General features: G+C 63.8%; 13 protein-coding genes. 4 read left to right on the forward strand and 9 right to left on the reverse strand.

From position 1 onward, the window contains the following. Positions 1–8: 8 nt before the first annotated feature. The 8 genes from CSQ99_RS16315 to CSQ99_RS16350 form a co-directional block, all read right to left on the reverse strand. Positions 9–1,277 carry a cytochrome P450 gene (locus tag CSQ99_RS16315; protein ID WP_099040044.1) on the reverse strand — a complete coding sequence of 423 codons (1,269 nt, stop codon included), beginning with the start codon at positions 1,275–1,277 and terminating at the stop codon, positions 9–11. A 43-nt stretch (positions 1,278–1,320) separates the two neighbouring features. Further along, positions 1,321–2,550, reverse strand: coding sequence for a cytochrome P450 (locus CSQ99_RS16320; RefSeq protein ID WP_099040045.1), 1,230 nt, complete (start codon positions 2,548–2,550; stop codon positions 1,321–1,323). 12 nt (positions 2,551–2,562) lie between these two features. After that, positions 2,563–4,047, reverse strand: a complete 1,485-nt coding sequence (locus tag CSQ99_RS16325) for an aldehyde dehydrogenase family protein (RefSeq protein WP_099040046.1) — start codon at positions 4,045–4,047, stop codon at positions 2,563–2,565. Continuing rightward, positions 4,040–4,969, reverse strand: a complete 930-nt coding sequence (locus CSQ99_RS16330) for an SDR family oxidoreductase (protein WP_099040116.1) — start codon at positions 4,967–4,969, stop codon at positions 4,040–4,042. Before CSQ99_RS16330 ends, CSQ99_RS16325 begins: the two co-directional genes overlap by 8 nt. Before the next feature lie 25 nt (positions 4,970–4,994). Continuing rightward, positions 4,995–6,131, reverse strand: a complete 1,137-nt coding sequence (locus tag CSQ99_RS16335) for a spirocyclase AveC family protein (RefSeq protein WP_099040047.1) — start codon at positions 6,129–6,131, stop codon at positions 4,995–4,997. Between the two features lies 1 nt (position 6,132). Then, positions 6,133–7,248, reverse strand: a complete 1,116-nt coding sequence (locus tag CSQ99_RS16340) for an ABC transporter substrate-binding protein (RefSeq protein ID WP_099040048.1) — start codon at positions 7,246–7,248, stop codon at positions 6,133–6,135. Between the two features lie 61 nt (positions 7,249–7,309). Then, on the reverse strand, positions 7,310–8,155 hold the full coding sequence (locus CSQ99_RS16345; protein ID WP_099040049.1) for a CbbQ/NirQ/NorQ/GpvN family protein: 846 nt from the start codon (positions 8,153–8,155) through the stop codon (positions 7,310–7,312). Between the two features lie 152 nt (positions 8,156–8,307). Next, positions 8,308–9,954, reverse strand: coding sequence for a nitric oxide reductase activation protein NorD (locus CSQ99_RS16350; RefSeq protein WP_176561057.1), 1,647 nt, complete (start codon positions 9,952–9,954; stop codon positions 8,308–8,310). A 128-nt stretch (positions 9,955–10,082) separates the two neighbouring features. Here CSQ99_RS16350 and CSQ99_RS16355 point away from each other — a divergent pair, with 128 nt between their 5' ends. The 4 genes from CSQ99_RS16355 to CSQ99_RS16370 all read left to right on the forward strand — a co-directional run bounded on the left by CSQ99_RS16355 (position 10,083) and on the right by CSQ99_RS16370 (position 13,703). Continuing rightward, positions 10,083–11,054 (forward strand): SDR family NAD(P)-dependent oxidoreductase, encoded by a 972-nt coding sequence (locus tag CSQ99_RS16355; RefSeq protein WP_099040051.1) that lies wholly within the window; start codon positions 10,083–10,085, stop codon positions 11,052–11,054. A gap of 9 nt (positions 11,055–11,063) precedes the next feature. Then, the gene (locus CSQ99_RS16360; protein WP_099040052.1) at positions 11,064–11,705 is read left to right on the forward strand and encodes a nitroreductase family protein; all 642 of its coding nucleotides are present in this window, start codon (positions 11,064–11,066) and stop codon (positions 11,703–11,705) included. After that, positions 11,702–12,256 carry a nuclear transport factor 2 family protein gene (locus CSQ99_RS16365; protein ID WP_099040053.1) on the forward strand — a complete coding sequence of 185 codons (555 nt, stop codon included), beginning with the start codon at positions 11,702–11,704 and terminating at the stop codon, positions 12,254–12,256. Before CSQ99_RS16360 ends, CSQ99_RS16365 begins: the two co-directional genes overlap by 4 nt. 103 nt (positions 12,257–12,359) lie before the next feature. Next, on the forward strand, positions 12,360–13,703 hold the full coding sequence (locus CSQ99_RS16370; protein ID WP_099040054.1) for a TetR/AcrR family transcriptional regulator: 1,344 nt from the start codon (positions 12,360–12,362) through the stop codon (positions 13,701–13,703). A gap of 5 nt (positions 13,704–13,708) precedes the next feature. Here the strand turns inward: CSQ99_RS16370 and CSQ99_RS16375 are convergent, their stop codons facing one another. After that, the gene (locus tag CSQ99_RS16375) at positions 13,709–14,905 is read right to left on the reverse strand and encodes a cytochrome P450 (RefSeq protein ID WP_099040055.1); all 1,197 of its coding nucleotides are present in this window, start codon (positions 14,903–14,905) and stop codon (positions 13,709–13,711) included. Positions 14,906–14,911 lie beyond the last annotated feature (6 nt).

The following is a 14,911-nucleotide window of genomic DNA, read 5'->3' on the forward strand; positions in this document are numbered from 1 at the left end:
GGGCTGGCTCAGCCAACCGGTGCGAAGGTGATGTGTAGCTCGGACAGTCCGCGCATGATGAATGTCGGCTCATATGCATAGTTTCGGTTGTCCGCCGGGCCGTGGTGCTCCGCTGAGATGGTGATGTCGCTCATCCGGTCCAGGATCCTGTTCAGCGAGATCCTGCCTTCCGCTCGGGCCAGCGGTGCGCCGGGGCAGGAATGCACGCCGCGGATGAACGCAATCTGTTCCCGCACATTGGGCCGGTCGCTCCGGAATGAATTGGACTCAGGGAACTTACGCTCATCGCGATTGCACGCACCGGGAAGCAGCATGACGGTCGTCCCCGCCGGCACTTCGACCTCGCCGATCTTCGTTGTCGTGCGCGCCATCCGGAAATGCGATTTGACCGGACTCTCCAGCCGCAGCGTCTCCTCCAAGAAGGCCGGGATCTTGCTGCGGTCGTCGCGCAACAACCTTTCCGATCCCGGGTTGTCGCCGATGAATCGCATCGCCGAGCTGACCAATTTCGTTGTCGTCTCGGTGCCGGCGGCGAACAAGAACGTCGACAGATTCATCACGTCTTCGATTTCGGGAGTGGACCCGTCCTCGTGTTTGGCCTGGGCCAGTTCGGTCAGCACATCCTGTCGCGGCGTCCGCCTGCGGTCTTCGATATAGGCGTAGAACTTCTCGTTCAGCCACTCCAGGGGGTTGTGCGAGGTCGGTGCTTCTGCACCCAACTCGCCGACTGTCTCGAGCGCGAACACCGACTTGAACTCCTCATGGTCCTCGAGCGGAACGCCCAAAAGATCTGCGATGACGAGCAACGAGAACGGCTTGGCGTAGCTGGTCAGAAACTCACAGCTGCCCTTGTCCAGGAAGGTATCGAGTTGCTGGTCGGCCAAGCGCCACATGAAGTCCTCGTTCTCCTTGAGGCGCTTTGGCGTGATGAGTTTGTTCAGCAGGCTCCGGGTACGGGTGTGCACAGGCGGGTCCTGCGACGTGATGTGCTCAGCCATCGGTACCGATCCACGGTGCTGCTCGATCAGGTCAGTGACATCGTCGGTGTCACCCGGCCCGAACGGCATACCGGAGAACGGGCCTGCGACCGACACACACGATGAGAACGCGGGGTCTTTGTACACGGCGAGCGCCTCGTCGTATCCCGTGATGGCGAGCACGTTGTACGGGGTGGCATGGGCAACCGGGCATTTCGACCGCAGATGGTCGAAGTACGGATACGGGTCCGGAACAAGGGATTCGTCGGTGAAGAAATCCACTGTTTCGAAGTTGGTCACGAAATGCTCCTAATTGCAATGACGGTGCCAATTGGAATCCGGCTCACGGGGTCAGGACCTGCGGATCGAACAGCACAGGCACCGAGGTCGGCGATCGGAACACCTGCCCCCTGACGTGCGGATCGTCTCCGTCGGGGTCGAGCCGCAAATTCGGCAGTCGGTCGAGTAGAAGATTGATGGCCGTTCGCATTTCGAGGCGCGCCAGGTGCATGCCGAGGCATACGTGGACGCCGTGGCCCCACGCCAGATTGCTCTTCTGCTGACGGAAGATGTCGAACTTGTTGGGGTCCGGAAAGCGGTCATCCTGGTGCGTAGCCGATCCCAACATCGGCATCACGGTCGCGCCCGCGGGGATGTCCACCCCGCCGAGCACCGTATCTTTGGTCGCCTGGCGAGTGATGGTCAGCAGCGGCGGTTCCCACCGCACGCCCTCCTCGATCGCCTGCGGAAGCAACGAGCGGTCGGCACGAATCGCCTCGAGTTGGTCCGGGTTCGACAGCAGCGCGAGCAACAGGCTGCCAAGCGACCGGTATGTCGTCTCGACGCCGGCAGGCAGAAGGAGTCGAAGGAACGAGAAGATCTCCTCGTCGGCGAGTTTTCCCCCGTCGATCTCGGCAGCTGCGAGCGCACTGATCAGATCCTCGCGCGGCTCGACCCGGCGAGCTTCCAGAATCGGTGCGAAGTAATCGCACAGCGCAGCCGAGGCCGCCAGTCCCCGTTCGGGATTCATCATCCAGCTCAACAGCGAGATCGACCACCGCTGGAACTGCGGATAGTCCGCCTCGGGCAGTCCGAGTAGACCGGCGATGATCTGGCTTGGATAGTCGAAGGTGAACTCCTTCACCAGATCCGCCTTGCCGTTGGCCGCGAACTTGTCGATGAGGCCGTTGGCCACGCGACCGACGAGCTCGTCCTCCCACCGCGCCAACGACTTCTGCGCGAACGCCTTCGAGACGAGGCCACGAAGCCGACCGTGGATCGGCTCATCCATGCCGAGCATCACCCCCTCACCCAGCACCGGACCGAAGGCCGCGATGACGGCGGCAGACGAGAATGTCTCGTTGTCGCGGAGCATCTGCGCGACATCCTCGTGGCGATACACGATGAACATCGGCAGCGACTCTTCGTGCGGCAGTGCACCGGATGTTTCGAGTCGCTGTACCGGCTCTTCGCGGCGAATCCGCGCCAACTCCGTGTACGGGTCACGAACGTCGCCGGAAATGGCGTCGTCGAATGCCCCGAAGTCCTCGAGGTCGTCGAATAGATCTGACAAGTCCTGCTCCTCCTACTGGGCTGGGTAGGCCACCGATTTCACTTCGGTGTATTGGCTGAATCCGGCGATGCCGTTCTGACGGCCGACGCCACTGTCCTTGTATCCGCCGAACGGGGTGTCCGCCCCGTATCCCGCGGTTCCGTTGAGTCCGATGAAGCCGGCGCGCAACCGGCGCGCGACGGCAAGGGATCGGTCGAGCGAACTCGACATCACGTTTCCGGCAAGTCCGTACACGCTGTCGTTGGCGATTCGGACTGCGTCGTCCTCGTCCTCGTAGGGAATGACGACGAGTACGGGTCCGAAGATCTCCTCCTGCGCGATGGTCATAGTGTTGTCGACATCGGTGAAAAGTGTTGGGTTGACCCAGAATCCCTTGTTGAACTGCTCTGCCGGCTCAGTGCTGCCGACCAGCATGTTCGCGCCCTCGTCGACACCCTTCCGGATGTAGCCCAGGATGCGCTCCTGCTGCTTGGCGGAGATCACCGGACCGCAGATGGTGCCCGGATCCTGCGGGTCGCCCGCCTTGATGTTCTCGTAGATCGATTTGAGGATCGCGACACCCTCGTCATACCGGGACCGCGGCAACAACATCCGCGTCGGTGCCGCGCAACCCTGGCCGGCGTGCATCAGCGGACCGATACCGATCAGGCAGGCGGTGTTGAAGTCCGCATCCTCGAGCACGATGGTCGCCGACTTGCCGCCGAGTTCAAGGAACAGGCGCTTCATCGTCGCCGCGCCCTTCTCCATGATCCGCTTGCCGACGACGGTCGACCCGGTGAACGAGATCATGTCGACCTTTGGCGACAGGGTGAGTTCCTCGCCGACAAAGTGATCCGACGCGGTCACCACGCTGACCACACCCGCTGGGATATCGGTCTTCTCGGCGATGAGCCGGCCGAGCCGGGTCGCGTTGAACGGTGTGTTCGGCGCGGGTTTGAGCACCAGCGTGTTACCCGTTGCCAACGCCTGACCGAGCTTGTTGATCGTGACCTCGAATGGGAAGTTCCACGGCACGATCGCACCGACCACGCCGACGGGTTCGTGCCAAACCTTCCGTCTGGTGTTGACACCGGTCACCGATACGACCTTGTCGCCGAGGTCGGCTTCCCATTCGAAGGTGTCGATCAACCTGGCGGGATACTTCAGCCCATCCTCTAGCGGGGCATCCAGGTGCGGCCCGTGCGTCACCGCTCGCGGCGCCCCGACCTCGAGGATGAGCTCCTCGCGCAACTCCTCGAGCTCGCTTTCGATCGCCTCGTGCAGCTGCAACAGGCAGCGCTTGCGCAGCTCCCGATTGGTCGACCAATCGGTCTCGTCGAAAGACCTTCTGGCAGCGTCGATCGCGCGGTTCATATCGGCCTTCGATGCGTCGGCAACCTGCCCGAGGACCTCTTCGTTGGCCGGGTTGATGTTGGTGAAGGTGCCTGCCTCGCCGTCGACGAGCTTGCCGTCGATCAACATTTTCGATTCGAAACGGACCGTGGGAGTGTCAGCCATTGTCGCTCTCCTGAGTGTGCGGGTCGGGTGGTCCCATGGTTGCGGCCGATGTGCCTCCCAGAGCGCCGAATCGTGGGATTCCCATCATCAGGCGCGTCATGGTGTGCATGGCCGCGCCGGGCAGCAGCCTGTTCGCGACCAGCAGCATTCGGGCGTCGGGCCCCACCGGCCGTCGAACGAACGGCGCGTTGTCTTCGAGCGCCCTTGCGAGCCCGGCCACGAAGCGGTCCGGTGACTTGGCCGCCCGTCTCATTGCAGCGCGACCGCGCTTGTCCATGGTGCGGTGGTGGCGAGCGTAGGGTCCGTCGAGCACTCGACTATCGGTGGTTCCAGCGTCGGTGATTATCTCGGTGTCGTACGTGCCGGTTACCAGAATCGTAACGCCGATGCCGAACGACGCGACCTCACCGGCCATCGACTCGCCCCACCGTTCCAGCGCGCCTTTGACTGCGGAGTACGGTGCGGTAGCAGGCATTCCGCGCACCCCACCTGCGCTTGAGATCAGCACGATACGGCCCCTGCCCGCTGCCCGCATGGCAGGCAGCAGCACCTTTGTCAGCGCAACCGGGCCGAAGATGTTCGTGGCGAACATGCGCTCCCATAGGTCGATCGGGGCCTCTTCGACCATGCCCGCCGCCGAGATTCCGGCGTTGTGCACCAGGGCATATGGCGCGCCGACAGCCTCTTCGATCGACTTGGCCGCCGCCGCGATCGATGCGCTGTCAGTCAGGTCGAGTTGGACCCCGATGAGGCGGTCGTCGTCCGCCGCAGCACCGGTTGCCTCACGCAGCAACGGCATTCCGCGATCAGGCGTCCGCATCGCCGCGACCACGCGCCACCCCTCGCGATAGAGGCGCACGGTCGAGGCGAAGCCCAGACCCCTTGAAGCTCCGGTGATGACGACGCTGCGAGGCTCAGTCATCGTCTGTTCTTCGCGCAAGCGCTCATCACCCATCGGCACTTTCGGTCGCGCAGCGCATACTCTTGCTGCCCAGCTCGACGTCGGGGCGACCGTCCGGGAGACCCTGCTGCCAGGTGGACCACTTGCCGACCGAATACGGGCCCTCGGCGCCGTTCTCCTCGTAGTACCCCTGCGGGTCATACACCTTGGCCTCGGGATACGGCCACGGACAGGCGACCGACGTGGCAAGCCCGCTGGCCTTGATCGCCCAGAACCACGCGCCGTAGGCGAAGTACGACACATTGATGATCGCGAACATCACCAGGAATGTGCCGAGTACCGGTTTGGTGGGGAACAGCCTGGCCTTCGCAGCGAGCTTCTCCGCGACCGACTTCCCGGTGTCGTCGCGGTAGACGAGGATGGCCGCCGGGATCATCACGAACGTCACCGACAGCGACTCCCAGATCAGTGGAAACTGGAAGGTGCTGCCAGGAAACAACGTTCCGAACGGGATCGCCTGCGAGTAGATGTACAGCCCCGTGCGCACCAGGCTGATCTCCAGCATGGCGTCGAAGATGAAGCCGATCACCAACACCAGCCCGCCGAGGCTGAGGAGCGGATGCCGGCTGACGAACGATTCCGGTCCGCGCTTGGCCTGCAACTTGCGCAGAATCCAGATCGCCGGGAAGTACGGACCGAAATAGAACGTCACGTATCCGAAGACGATGAAGGGTTCGACGGTCGGAGACATCATGATCAACGGCCAGGACTCCGGCCAGTGCATCAACGCCGGGTTGTAGACCGCGTACGGCGACCAGTTCATGATCGGGTCCTGCCATACGATCAGCGTCGTCACCAGGACCATCAGCAACACCGGACTGCCGGGGTTTCGACGCCAGCCGATGATGAAGACGGCGGTCAGCACCACGACCATGATCAATGCGCCGACCTGCGGAATGATCTGCCAGTGATCGAATCCCGTCAGGAACCCGACCGGCCGGGGCCGTCCTTCGACATTCGGATTCGCCACGCGCGGGTCGACCGCCGTGCGCCCGACTGCGAGGAACAGGCCGAGGAAGCCTAGCCACGCAAATAGGGAGATGACCCTGCCCCAATTCGGGCCATTACGAGGCGCGCGTGGTGATTCCGGCTCGGTTTCAAGCGGTTTCGATTCCGTGGTCATCTCACTCCGCCCCGAACCGGTCGACCAGATGCGAGTTGACGCCGTCGGCGTCGAGGGTCCGGGCGACAAGGTATCCCGACCCCATCCACGCGCGGCGCGTCCACTTGCCAAGCGACACGCGGGTTCCCGGCGCTCCTGAGGCGGCGGGCATCATCTTGACTCGCTCGAGTGCCTCTTTGACCCCGCGTGGGCTCAGCGGATGGGCATCGGTGAACGCGCGCACGAGCGTCGCGGCGACGTCGCGGTTCACCACCGTCACACAGAATTCCGGACGGCTGCCGTTGTACTTCGCGGCGTAGCGGTCCAGGAAATCCTGTCCGATCGGGTTTTCCTCGTCGTACTGGTCGACCCCGACCCATCCCATGAACGCGTTCCACATGATCGGGTTCACCCACGCGTTCTGGAACGCGGTGGTCGTGAACCTCGGGGGATCCCAGCCCACCGCCTCGAGCGCCGGGTTTACGAATACGATGCCGAAGCCGAAGCCGAGGTGCACTATCGCCTCGGCTTTCGCCTCGTGCAGGGTGCGCACGGCTTCGTTGATGTCCTGCGCCGTCTGAGCGATCGCCGCCTCCGCGACGATACGAATTCCCTTGCGACGGCACGCACTCCGCAGGTTCTTCAGATAACTCTCCCCGATGAGGCTCTGTTCGACGAGGACACCGATCTCGGTGAGGCCTCGCTTGGCGACGAGATCGGCGAGAAAGATCGGCTCGTCGGTCATCGACCCCTGGGGGAAGGCGAACGTCCACTCGCCGAGCCAATCGTCGGTCCCGGTGACGCTGATCGCCGGAACCTTGAAGCGCTCCTCGATCGCCTCACGCATGGGCACGCAGTTGTCGGTGATGTTGGGGCCGAACACTACGAGACAGCCCTCGTCCACGAGTTCGCCGTAGGCATCGATCACCGCCTTCACCGAACCCTTCGGAAGACCCTCGACCTCGCGGTAGATCATCTGCACCGGTCGATCCATCAAGCCCTGCGCAACGGCTTCTTCGAAGATCAGGTCGAAGGTCTGGGTGAACGATGCGAAAAGGTCCTCGGGGAAGCCCGGGGGCAACGTGAAGTCCATCAGATAGCCGACCTTGATCGGCTCAGCGGTGCTTTCGTAGGACATCTGACCTCTCTTGGGGTCGACCTAATATTTGTTCAGACCCTAGCGGGGGCGTCTAGAACCGTCAATTAACGTCAGAAGCACCCAGGTAGACATCGATCATCTCGTGGAGACCGCGGCCTACCGACACGTCGTCGGTAAGCGGTCCCGCGATCGCGGCCTTGGCCGCATCGCGCTTGGTCAGACCCTCGACGATCAGTCGGCCCGCCGCGATGAGCACCCGCGTCGAAGCGACCTCGCGCAGCCCCCCGGTCTCGAGGCGCCGAATCGCCTGACCGAATTTCACGAGTTCGGCGGCCATCGCAGCATCCACGCCCGATTCGCGGGCAACGATGCCCTCTTCGACGTCTGGCTCGGGAAACCCGAACTCGATGGCGACCATCCGTTGCCGCGTGGAGTCCTTCAGGTCCTTCAGGACGCTCTGGTAACCCGGGTTGTAGGACACGACGAGACCGAACCCCGGCGCCGCGTCGAGGGTGATGCCGAGGCGTTCGATGGGCAGTTGTCGCCGGTAGTCGGCGAGTGGGTGCAGCACAACCGTGGTGTCCTGACGGGCTTCGACGACCTCGTCGAGGTAGCAGATCGCTCCCTCCCGCACCGCGTGGGTCAGCGGCCCATCGACCCAGACCGTCTCATCCCCGCGCAGCAGGTATCGACCGACCAGATCGGCGGTGGTGAGGTCGTCGTGGCAGGCCACGGTGATCAACGGGCGGCCGAGGTCGTGTGCCATCGCTTCGACGAAGCGGGTCTTGCCGCAGCCGGTGGGTCCTTTCAGGACCAGCGACAGCCCCTGGCGATAGGCCGCTTTGAACACGGCCTCCTCGTTGCCCACCTGCCGGTAGTAGGGGCGCGACGCCTCGGCCCGTGGCACGGCGCCATTCTGGTACGCGATCCCGGGCTCGGTGCCCATTGCGCCCCTTTCGTCGCCCGCGTCGTTGCGGTGAGTGAGAGCCTAGCCGGAACAGATGTTTGTTTCAACAATGCGGCGAGCTGTACCGCGTGTGCCGAGCACCGCCATCTGCGGGTCAGCTGGGGGTTTTTGGTGTTGGCGCGCAAGCGAAGTCATGACACCCGACGCCGTACTTCTGCGGAACGGACGGCCGACCGAAAGAGCGGGCCGATGATGCCAGCCAATTGCTCGGGCCGGGCGATGGTCGCGTGCGCGGTGCTTCCGAAGACTCGCTTCAGCACCCCGACGTCGGTGCCGGCTCCCACGGTCAGGCACACGCAACCGGTCCCCCGTCGGCGAGCTTCCGTCAACGCGCGTCGTGCATCGGCCGCGCCGTAGGCACGCTCGTAACCGTGGTCGTAGGCCAGACCATCGGACACCACGACCAGCAGGCGCCGCGATGTCCCACCTCGCGTCTCGAGGACGGCCGAACCGTGGCGGATGGCCGCGCCGAGGCGCGAATACGCTCCCGGCTCGAGACTGTTCAACCGCCGGATCACCCCGGCATCGAGATGGTCGTCGAATCTCTTGACGGGCAACATGTTCACCGCTTCGCGCCCCTGTGAGTTGTAGGCATACAGCGCAACACGATCGCCGAGGTCGTGCAGCGCGACCGTGAGGTCGGTGATCACCGCTCGCTGCTGCTGATGGACCGTTCGTCCTACCATTCCCGGTTCCGCGGTCGATCCGGAGACATCGAGTAGCAGAAGTACTGACAAGTCACGCCGCCGCCGGAGGCTGTCGAGATAAACGGCCTCGTCGGGCGCCGATCCGGCCCTCACTTCGACGCGGGCCTCGATTGCAGCGTCGATGTCGATGTCGTCCCCTTGGGGCTGCCGATGACGACGATGCAGGCCCATGCCGAGGCGAGCCAGCGGGCGGCGGACACCGATGGCACCGTCGATGGCATCGGGCGCCGACGCCTTGATCCGCGGTTCGATCTCGCGCACGGTGCACCAGTCCGGCCGATAGCTCTTGCGGTCGGCGTCCCACTCCGGGTACTTGAAGCCCTGCGTCTTGATGTCGGCGACGTCCTCCGTTGATGCGTTGGCCGTCGACGACACCGCAAACGCTCCCCGATTCGCCGAGTTGGTGCGATGCGTCGGCGAGTCCGCACCTGGCGGTCCGCCGCCGCCGCCTCCCGTCTTGCGTGCCGACGACAACATCTTCTTCAACCACTTGCCGATGAACCCGCCCCCGCCAACGGGACTGCTGAACAGGTCGGGATCGTCGCTGTCGTCGACCTCGCCGTCATCGAGTTCTTCGAGCGCCTCCTTGCTGTCGCGCCGTGGCACGTGAGCAACCGTTTCGTGGTCCACCTGCTCGGCGGCCCGACCGCCTGCCGCCAGTATCTTCTTGGCACGAATGACACCCCACCGCGTCGGCGGCTCATCGAGCGCATCTTTACCCGACGCGATGGACAGCGACGCTTCGGGCGAGTCGCTACGGCTCGCAGTTCCCGGATCGGCCATCGCACTCAGCACCCCCGGCAGCACGTCACCGTTGGCACCGAGAGCACGGTGCCCCTCGATGGCCAGGTACCGCTTGGCCACCCTGGGATGCCGGACGAAGGCACCCACGATGTCGGGCGCGAGGCTGTCGGCCGCGATCAGTGACGCGTGCACCGCCACCGATTCCAGATTCTCGCGTTGGCGTGCAGCGGGATCGACGAAAACCGTCTGTCCGTCGGTCCACGACGGCTCACCCGGATCGACAGCCGCCACCGCGACAGGTCGCCCGGCGAGCGCGGACGCCAACATGCCCAGCGCCTGCAGGCGGTCGCCATCGGCGTCGTTCACCGGGGACCTCCCGCCACCAACCCGTTGACCAAATATCTGTTCCACCGTAAAGTCCGGTCGAACTGGAGTCAATCAGCAAGGAGTGCAGCGTGATCGACTTCGAAGGTCAAGTCGCGATCGTGACCGGCGCGGGCCGTGGATTGGGCCGACTTTATGCCCTCGACCTGGCGCGACGGGGCGCGGCGGTCGTGGTGAACGATCTCGGGGGCACCATGCGCGGCGACGGTGCGGACGCGGGCGTGGCCGATCAGGTGGTCGATGAGATCACGAAAGCGGGCGGACGGGCCGTCGCGTCCCATGATTCCGTCGACAGCCCCGAGGGTGGCCAGGCCATTGTCGACGCAGCGGTCGACACCTTCGGGCGCCTGGACGCAGTCGTCAGCAACGCCGGCATCTTCAACAGTATCCCGTTCGAGGCGCTCTCCCCCGACGACTGGCGCCACATGCTGAGAGTGCATCTCGACGGCGGCTTTTATCTGAGCCAGCCCGCGTACAAGGTGATGGCGAAACAGAACTACGGCCGGTTCGTGTTCATCTCGTCGTCGGCGGGCAATTTCGGTCAGCCGTCCGAAGCGCACTACGCAGCCGCCAAAACCGGCCTGGTCGGGCTGTCCAACGTCATCGCCATCGAGGGCGCGGCGCACGGAATTCTCTCCAATACCGTCCTTCCCACCGGCTTTTCGCGGATGGTCACCGAGACGGTCGGTGACGAAAAGTTCCTCCGAGAATCGGGCTTCATGCGCGCTATCCGAGCCGAGCTGGTCGTGCCACTGGTGTCGTTCCTGGCCAGCCGCGCCTGCGATTTCACCCACCGCAACTACTCGGCGTGCGCGGGACGGTATGCCCGCGTGTTCGTCGGACTCGGTGCGGGTTGGGTGGCCGATGCCGAAACCGAACCGACCGCCGAGGACATCCTGGCGCACCTCGACGAGGTGTCTGCGACCGACAAATTCATCGTGCCCGACTCGATCGTCGACGAAGTGCTCGAAGTGTGTGACCGTCTCGGCATCAGCGCGATGCCCGACAACGCCGAAGTCGCCTTTCCCGAGCCCACGAAGTAAGGAGCAGAAGTGGATATCGACGAACTGCTCACCACCACGAGATCCGCTCGGAAGTCACTCGACCTCACTGCGCCCATCGCACTGGACGACATCCGTGACTGCCTGCGAATAGGACTACAAGCTGCGAACGGATCCAATCAGCAGGCGTGGCGGTGGGTGATCGTCACCGATGAGGCGCTGCGCGACAAGATCGCCGACCTGTACCGCACGGCCTACCTGGAGAAGGTGGGCGGTCAGCTGATCGCCGGGTTCATGCCCTCCGGGACCTCTGAAGCCAAGTTGATGTCATCTACCGAGTGGCTGGTCGAACACTTGGCAGACGTTCCCGCGCTGGTGATTCCCTGCTACGAACCTACGATGCCGAGAGCCGACGGGGACGAATCCTTCTACCTGGCAACTCTTTACGGATCCATCTTTCCCGCCGTCTGGAACTTCGCGCTGGCGCTGCATTCGCGTGGGTATGGAACTTGCATCACGACCCTTCACCTGCACCACGAGCAGCAAGTGCGTGAACTGCTCGGCATTCCAGAGTCGTTCACACAAGGCTGCCTGCTACCCGTCGGGCGGTTGCGCAGCGGTTTCAGGTTCACCGCCGCGCCCCGCCGAGCCATCGACGAGGTCGTCGGCATCAACGGATGGGAAGGTAGATGACCGGCGACTCAGACCTACACGAAAGGCTTGCTCGCCTGGAGGATCGCACGCAGATCCACGATTGCATGATGCGGTACGCACGAGGCATGGACCGACGCGATCGCGCCCTACTGCGGTCGGCCTATCACGATGGTGCCGTCGACGACCACGTGGGATTCATCGGCGAGGTCGACGACTTCATCGATTGGGCCTTCGCGTACCACTCCACACAGACCCGCTACCAGCACTACCTCCTCAACCACACTGTGGAACTCAACGGGGACGAAGCGCACGCCGAGACCTACTACCTCTTCGTCGGAACCGACCGCGAGCCCCAGAACCACATGACTCTCTCGGGCGGGCGCTACGTGGATCGCCTCCAACGACGCGGCGGACGCTGGGCGATCGTCGAACGGGTATGTGTCGTCGAGTGGAACGCGGAGTCGACGTCGTTCATCACCGACGAGGTGATCGCGATGATGGCGGGCTCCATGAAGGTGGCCACTCACGACACGACGGATCCTTCTTATGACCGCCCCTTGATCGCGGCGCGCGCGGACGCACCCTCGTGAACACCACCTCCGATTGCGGCGTCCCCGCAGTTCGAGTGCCGGTCGGTAGGATCTCCTTGCAGTTGTCGAAGCCGACGACGCCAGGAAAGGTACGCAGTTAGCGATGACCGACGCCGACGCCGTGAGGCGGAGTCCGAGAAGTAGCCGGACCGCGGGCAAGAAGGGTCAGCGCGCCGCAAAACTCAGCGCCGTCGCCGATGAACCGGCGGTCGATGCGACGCGACGCACCGAGATCCTCAAGACGGCGAACTCCGTCATCGCCACGTCGGGTCTTCGTACTTCGCTGCAGCAGATCGCCGATGCGGCGGGCATCCTCGCGGGCAGCCTCTACCACCACTTCGACTCGAAGGAAGCGATCCTGGTCGAGCTGATCAGGCGCTATCACGCAGACCTGGACCGCGTCGGCGAGTTGGCCTTGAAGCGTCTCGACGAGCCGGATCCACGTCCCGTCGCCGAGCAGATCACCGAGCTCGGCTGTGAGATCGCCCGCTGCGCGGTAGAGCACCGGGCCGCACTGCAGATGTCGTTCTACGAAGGCCCTAGCTCGGACCCCGAGCTGATGGAGCTGACGCAGCGTCCGCCGTCGACCATCCAGGCGGCGATGCTGCAGGCACTTCGAGCCGGCCGCTGGAGCGGATACATCCGATCCGACCTGGACCTCCCCACCTTGGCCGACCGGGTGTGCCAGAGCATGCTGCACGTCGGTCTCGACGTCATCCGGCACAAGGCGTCGACGGACGAACTGGCCACGCTGAAAAGCCATATCGCTCTTGAAGGTCTCGCGGTCGACCTGCCCACAGACGCGGATCTGGACAAGTCGAAAGCATTCGCGGCAGCTGAAGGCGTGATCCAGAGTTGGGTCGACACCGAGGACGACAGCGACCTCAAGGCGGCTCATGTCCGGGCGGTGGCCCGCGCCGAATTCGGCCGCCGCGGATACGAGATGACCACCATCAGGGACATCGCGGCCGCCGCGGGGCTGGGCACCGGCACGGTGTACCGCGTCATCGGCTCCAAGGACGAGCTGTTGATGTCGATCATGCTGGAGTTCGGGCACAAGGTCGGCGGCGCGTGGACCGACATCGTGCACACGGAGGCCACGACGATCGAGAAGCTTGACGCGTTGAGCTGGCTCAATATCAACGCACTCGACCAGTTCCCCGACGAGTTCCGAATCCAATTGGCCTGGCTGCGTCATACCCCGCCGGACACCTCCAATCCCGCGTGGTCATTCACGACTCGGATTCGGCAGATGAAAGCCCTACTCTCCGATGGCATCCGTTCCGGGGAGATACGCAAAGACAGTCCCGCTGCCGATCTGCTGGCCCGGTGCATCATCGGTGAGCAGTGGATTCCGGAGAACATCCTTCAACAGATCGGCACGCGGAACGCGTTGATCCTGGCCCGTGACACCACCTTGCGGGGCATCAGCGTCCGTGAGTCGTGAATCGGCTAAGCCGTGACGATGGGCAGCCGACCCCACCCGCGGACGCTTGACGTGTGTGCCATCGCGGCGTTGTCAAAATCGATGTCCCACTCTGGCCAGCGGGTCAGCATCTCCTCGAGCGCCACCCGTGCCTGCATCCGGGCCAGCGACGAGCCAAGGCAGAAATGCAACCCCTGACCGAACGACAGATGAGATCCGGTGCGATGGATGTCGAAACTCTCGCCGTCCGGATAGTGCCGCTCGTCCCGATTGGCTGAGCCGTTGAGCAGCAGCATGACTGAGCCTTCAACGATTGTCTGCCCATGAACATCGGTATCCCTTGCGACAGTGCGCGCCTGCACCGGTGACGGCGACTCGTAACGCAGCACCTCCTCGATAGCCCTAGGAATCAACGAGAAGTCCTCGGCGAGTTCACGCCGCTGGTCGGGGTGTTCGGCCAAAAGCTGGCCGATGAAGCCGATCAGTCGGGTGGTCGTTTCATTGCCCGCCCCGGCGATCATGCTCGTATAGGTCAGCACCTCGATCCGCGTCAGCGGCCGGAGCTCTCCGTCCTCTTCGACTTCCGCATTGAGCAATTGCGTCATGACGTCGTCGGAGGGATGCTCCGCACGCCATTCGATGTACTCGGCGAAGAGCTGATACGCATTCTCGAAGGCATCGGCCGACACCGACTGGAAGTTGCCGTCTTTCAGTCCAATCGACGCGTCGGTGTTGTCCCGGATCTGCTGCTGCCCTTGCTCGGGAATGCCCAGCAGATAACCGATGGTCCGCATCGGGATCAGCGCCCCGAAGTCCGTGATCAAGTCGAACGTCGTGGCGCCTGCCAGTGCATCGAGCGCACGGACGCAATACTGCCGAGTCAGGGGTTCGATGGCCTCCATCCGCCGAGGCGTGAAAACCTTTGACAGCAGTCGCCGATGAATGTCATGGAGCGGCGGGTCCTCGAAAAGGATGACGCCGGGGGGCACCTCGACACCACTCATGATGATGTCCATCGTGGTGCCCTTGCCCGACCGGTAGGTATCCCAGTTGTGGAGTTCCCGCGCGACGTCCTCATAGCGGCTCAGCGCATAGAAGTTGTACTTCTCGTTGCGGTAGAGGGGCGCCTCGTCCCTCAGCCGTCTCCAGATCGGATAGGGGTTGTCATCGATGTCGAAATCGAACGGGTCGTAGTACAGATCGGTGGTGTGCACTTCGGTCATGGGCTG

The organism is Mycobacterium neglectum (genome assembly GCF_002591975.1).
In the GTDB taxonomy this organism is placed as follows: Bacteria; Actinomycetota; Actinomycetes; order Mycobacteriales; family Mycobacteriaceae; genus Mycobacterium; species Mycobacterium neglectum.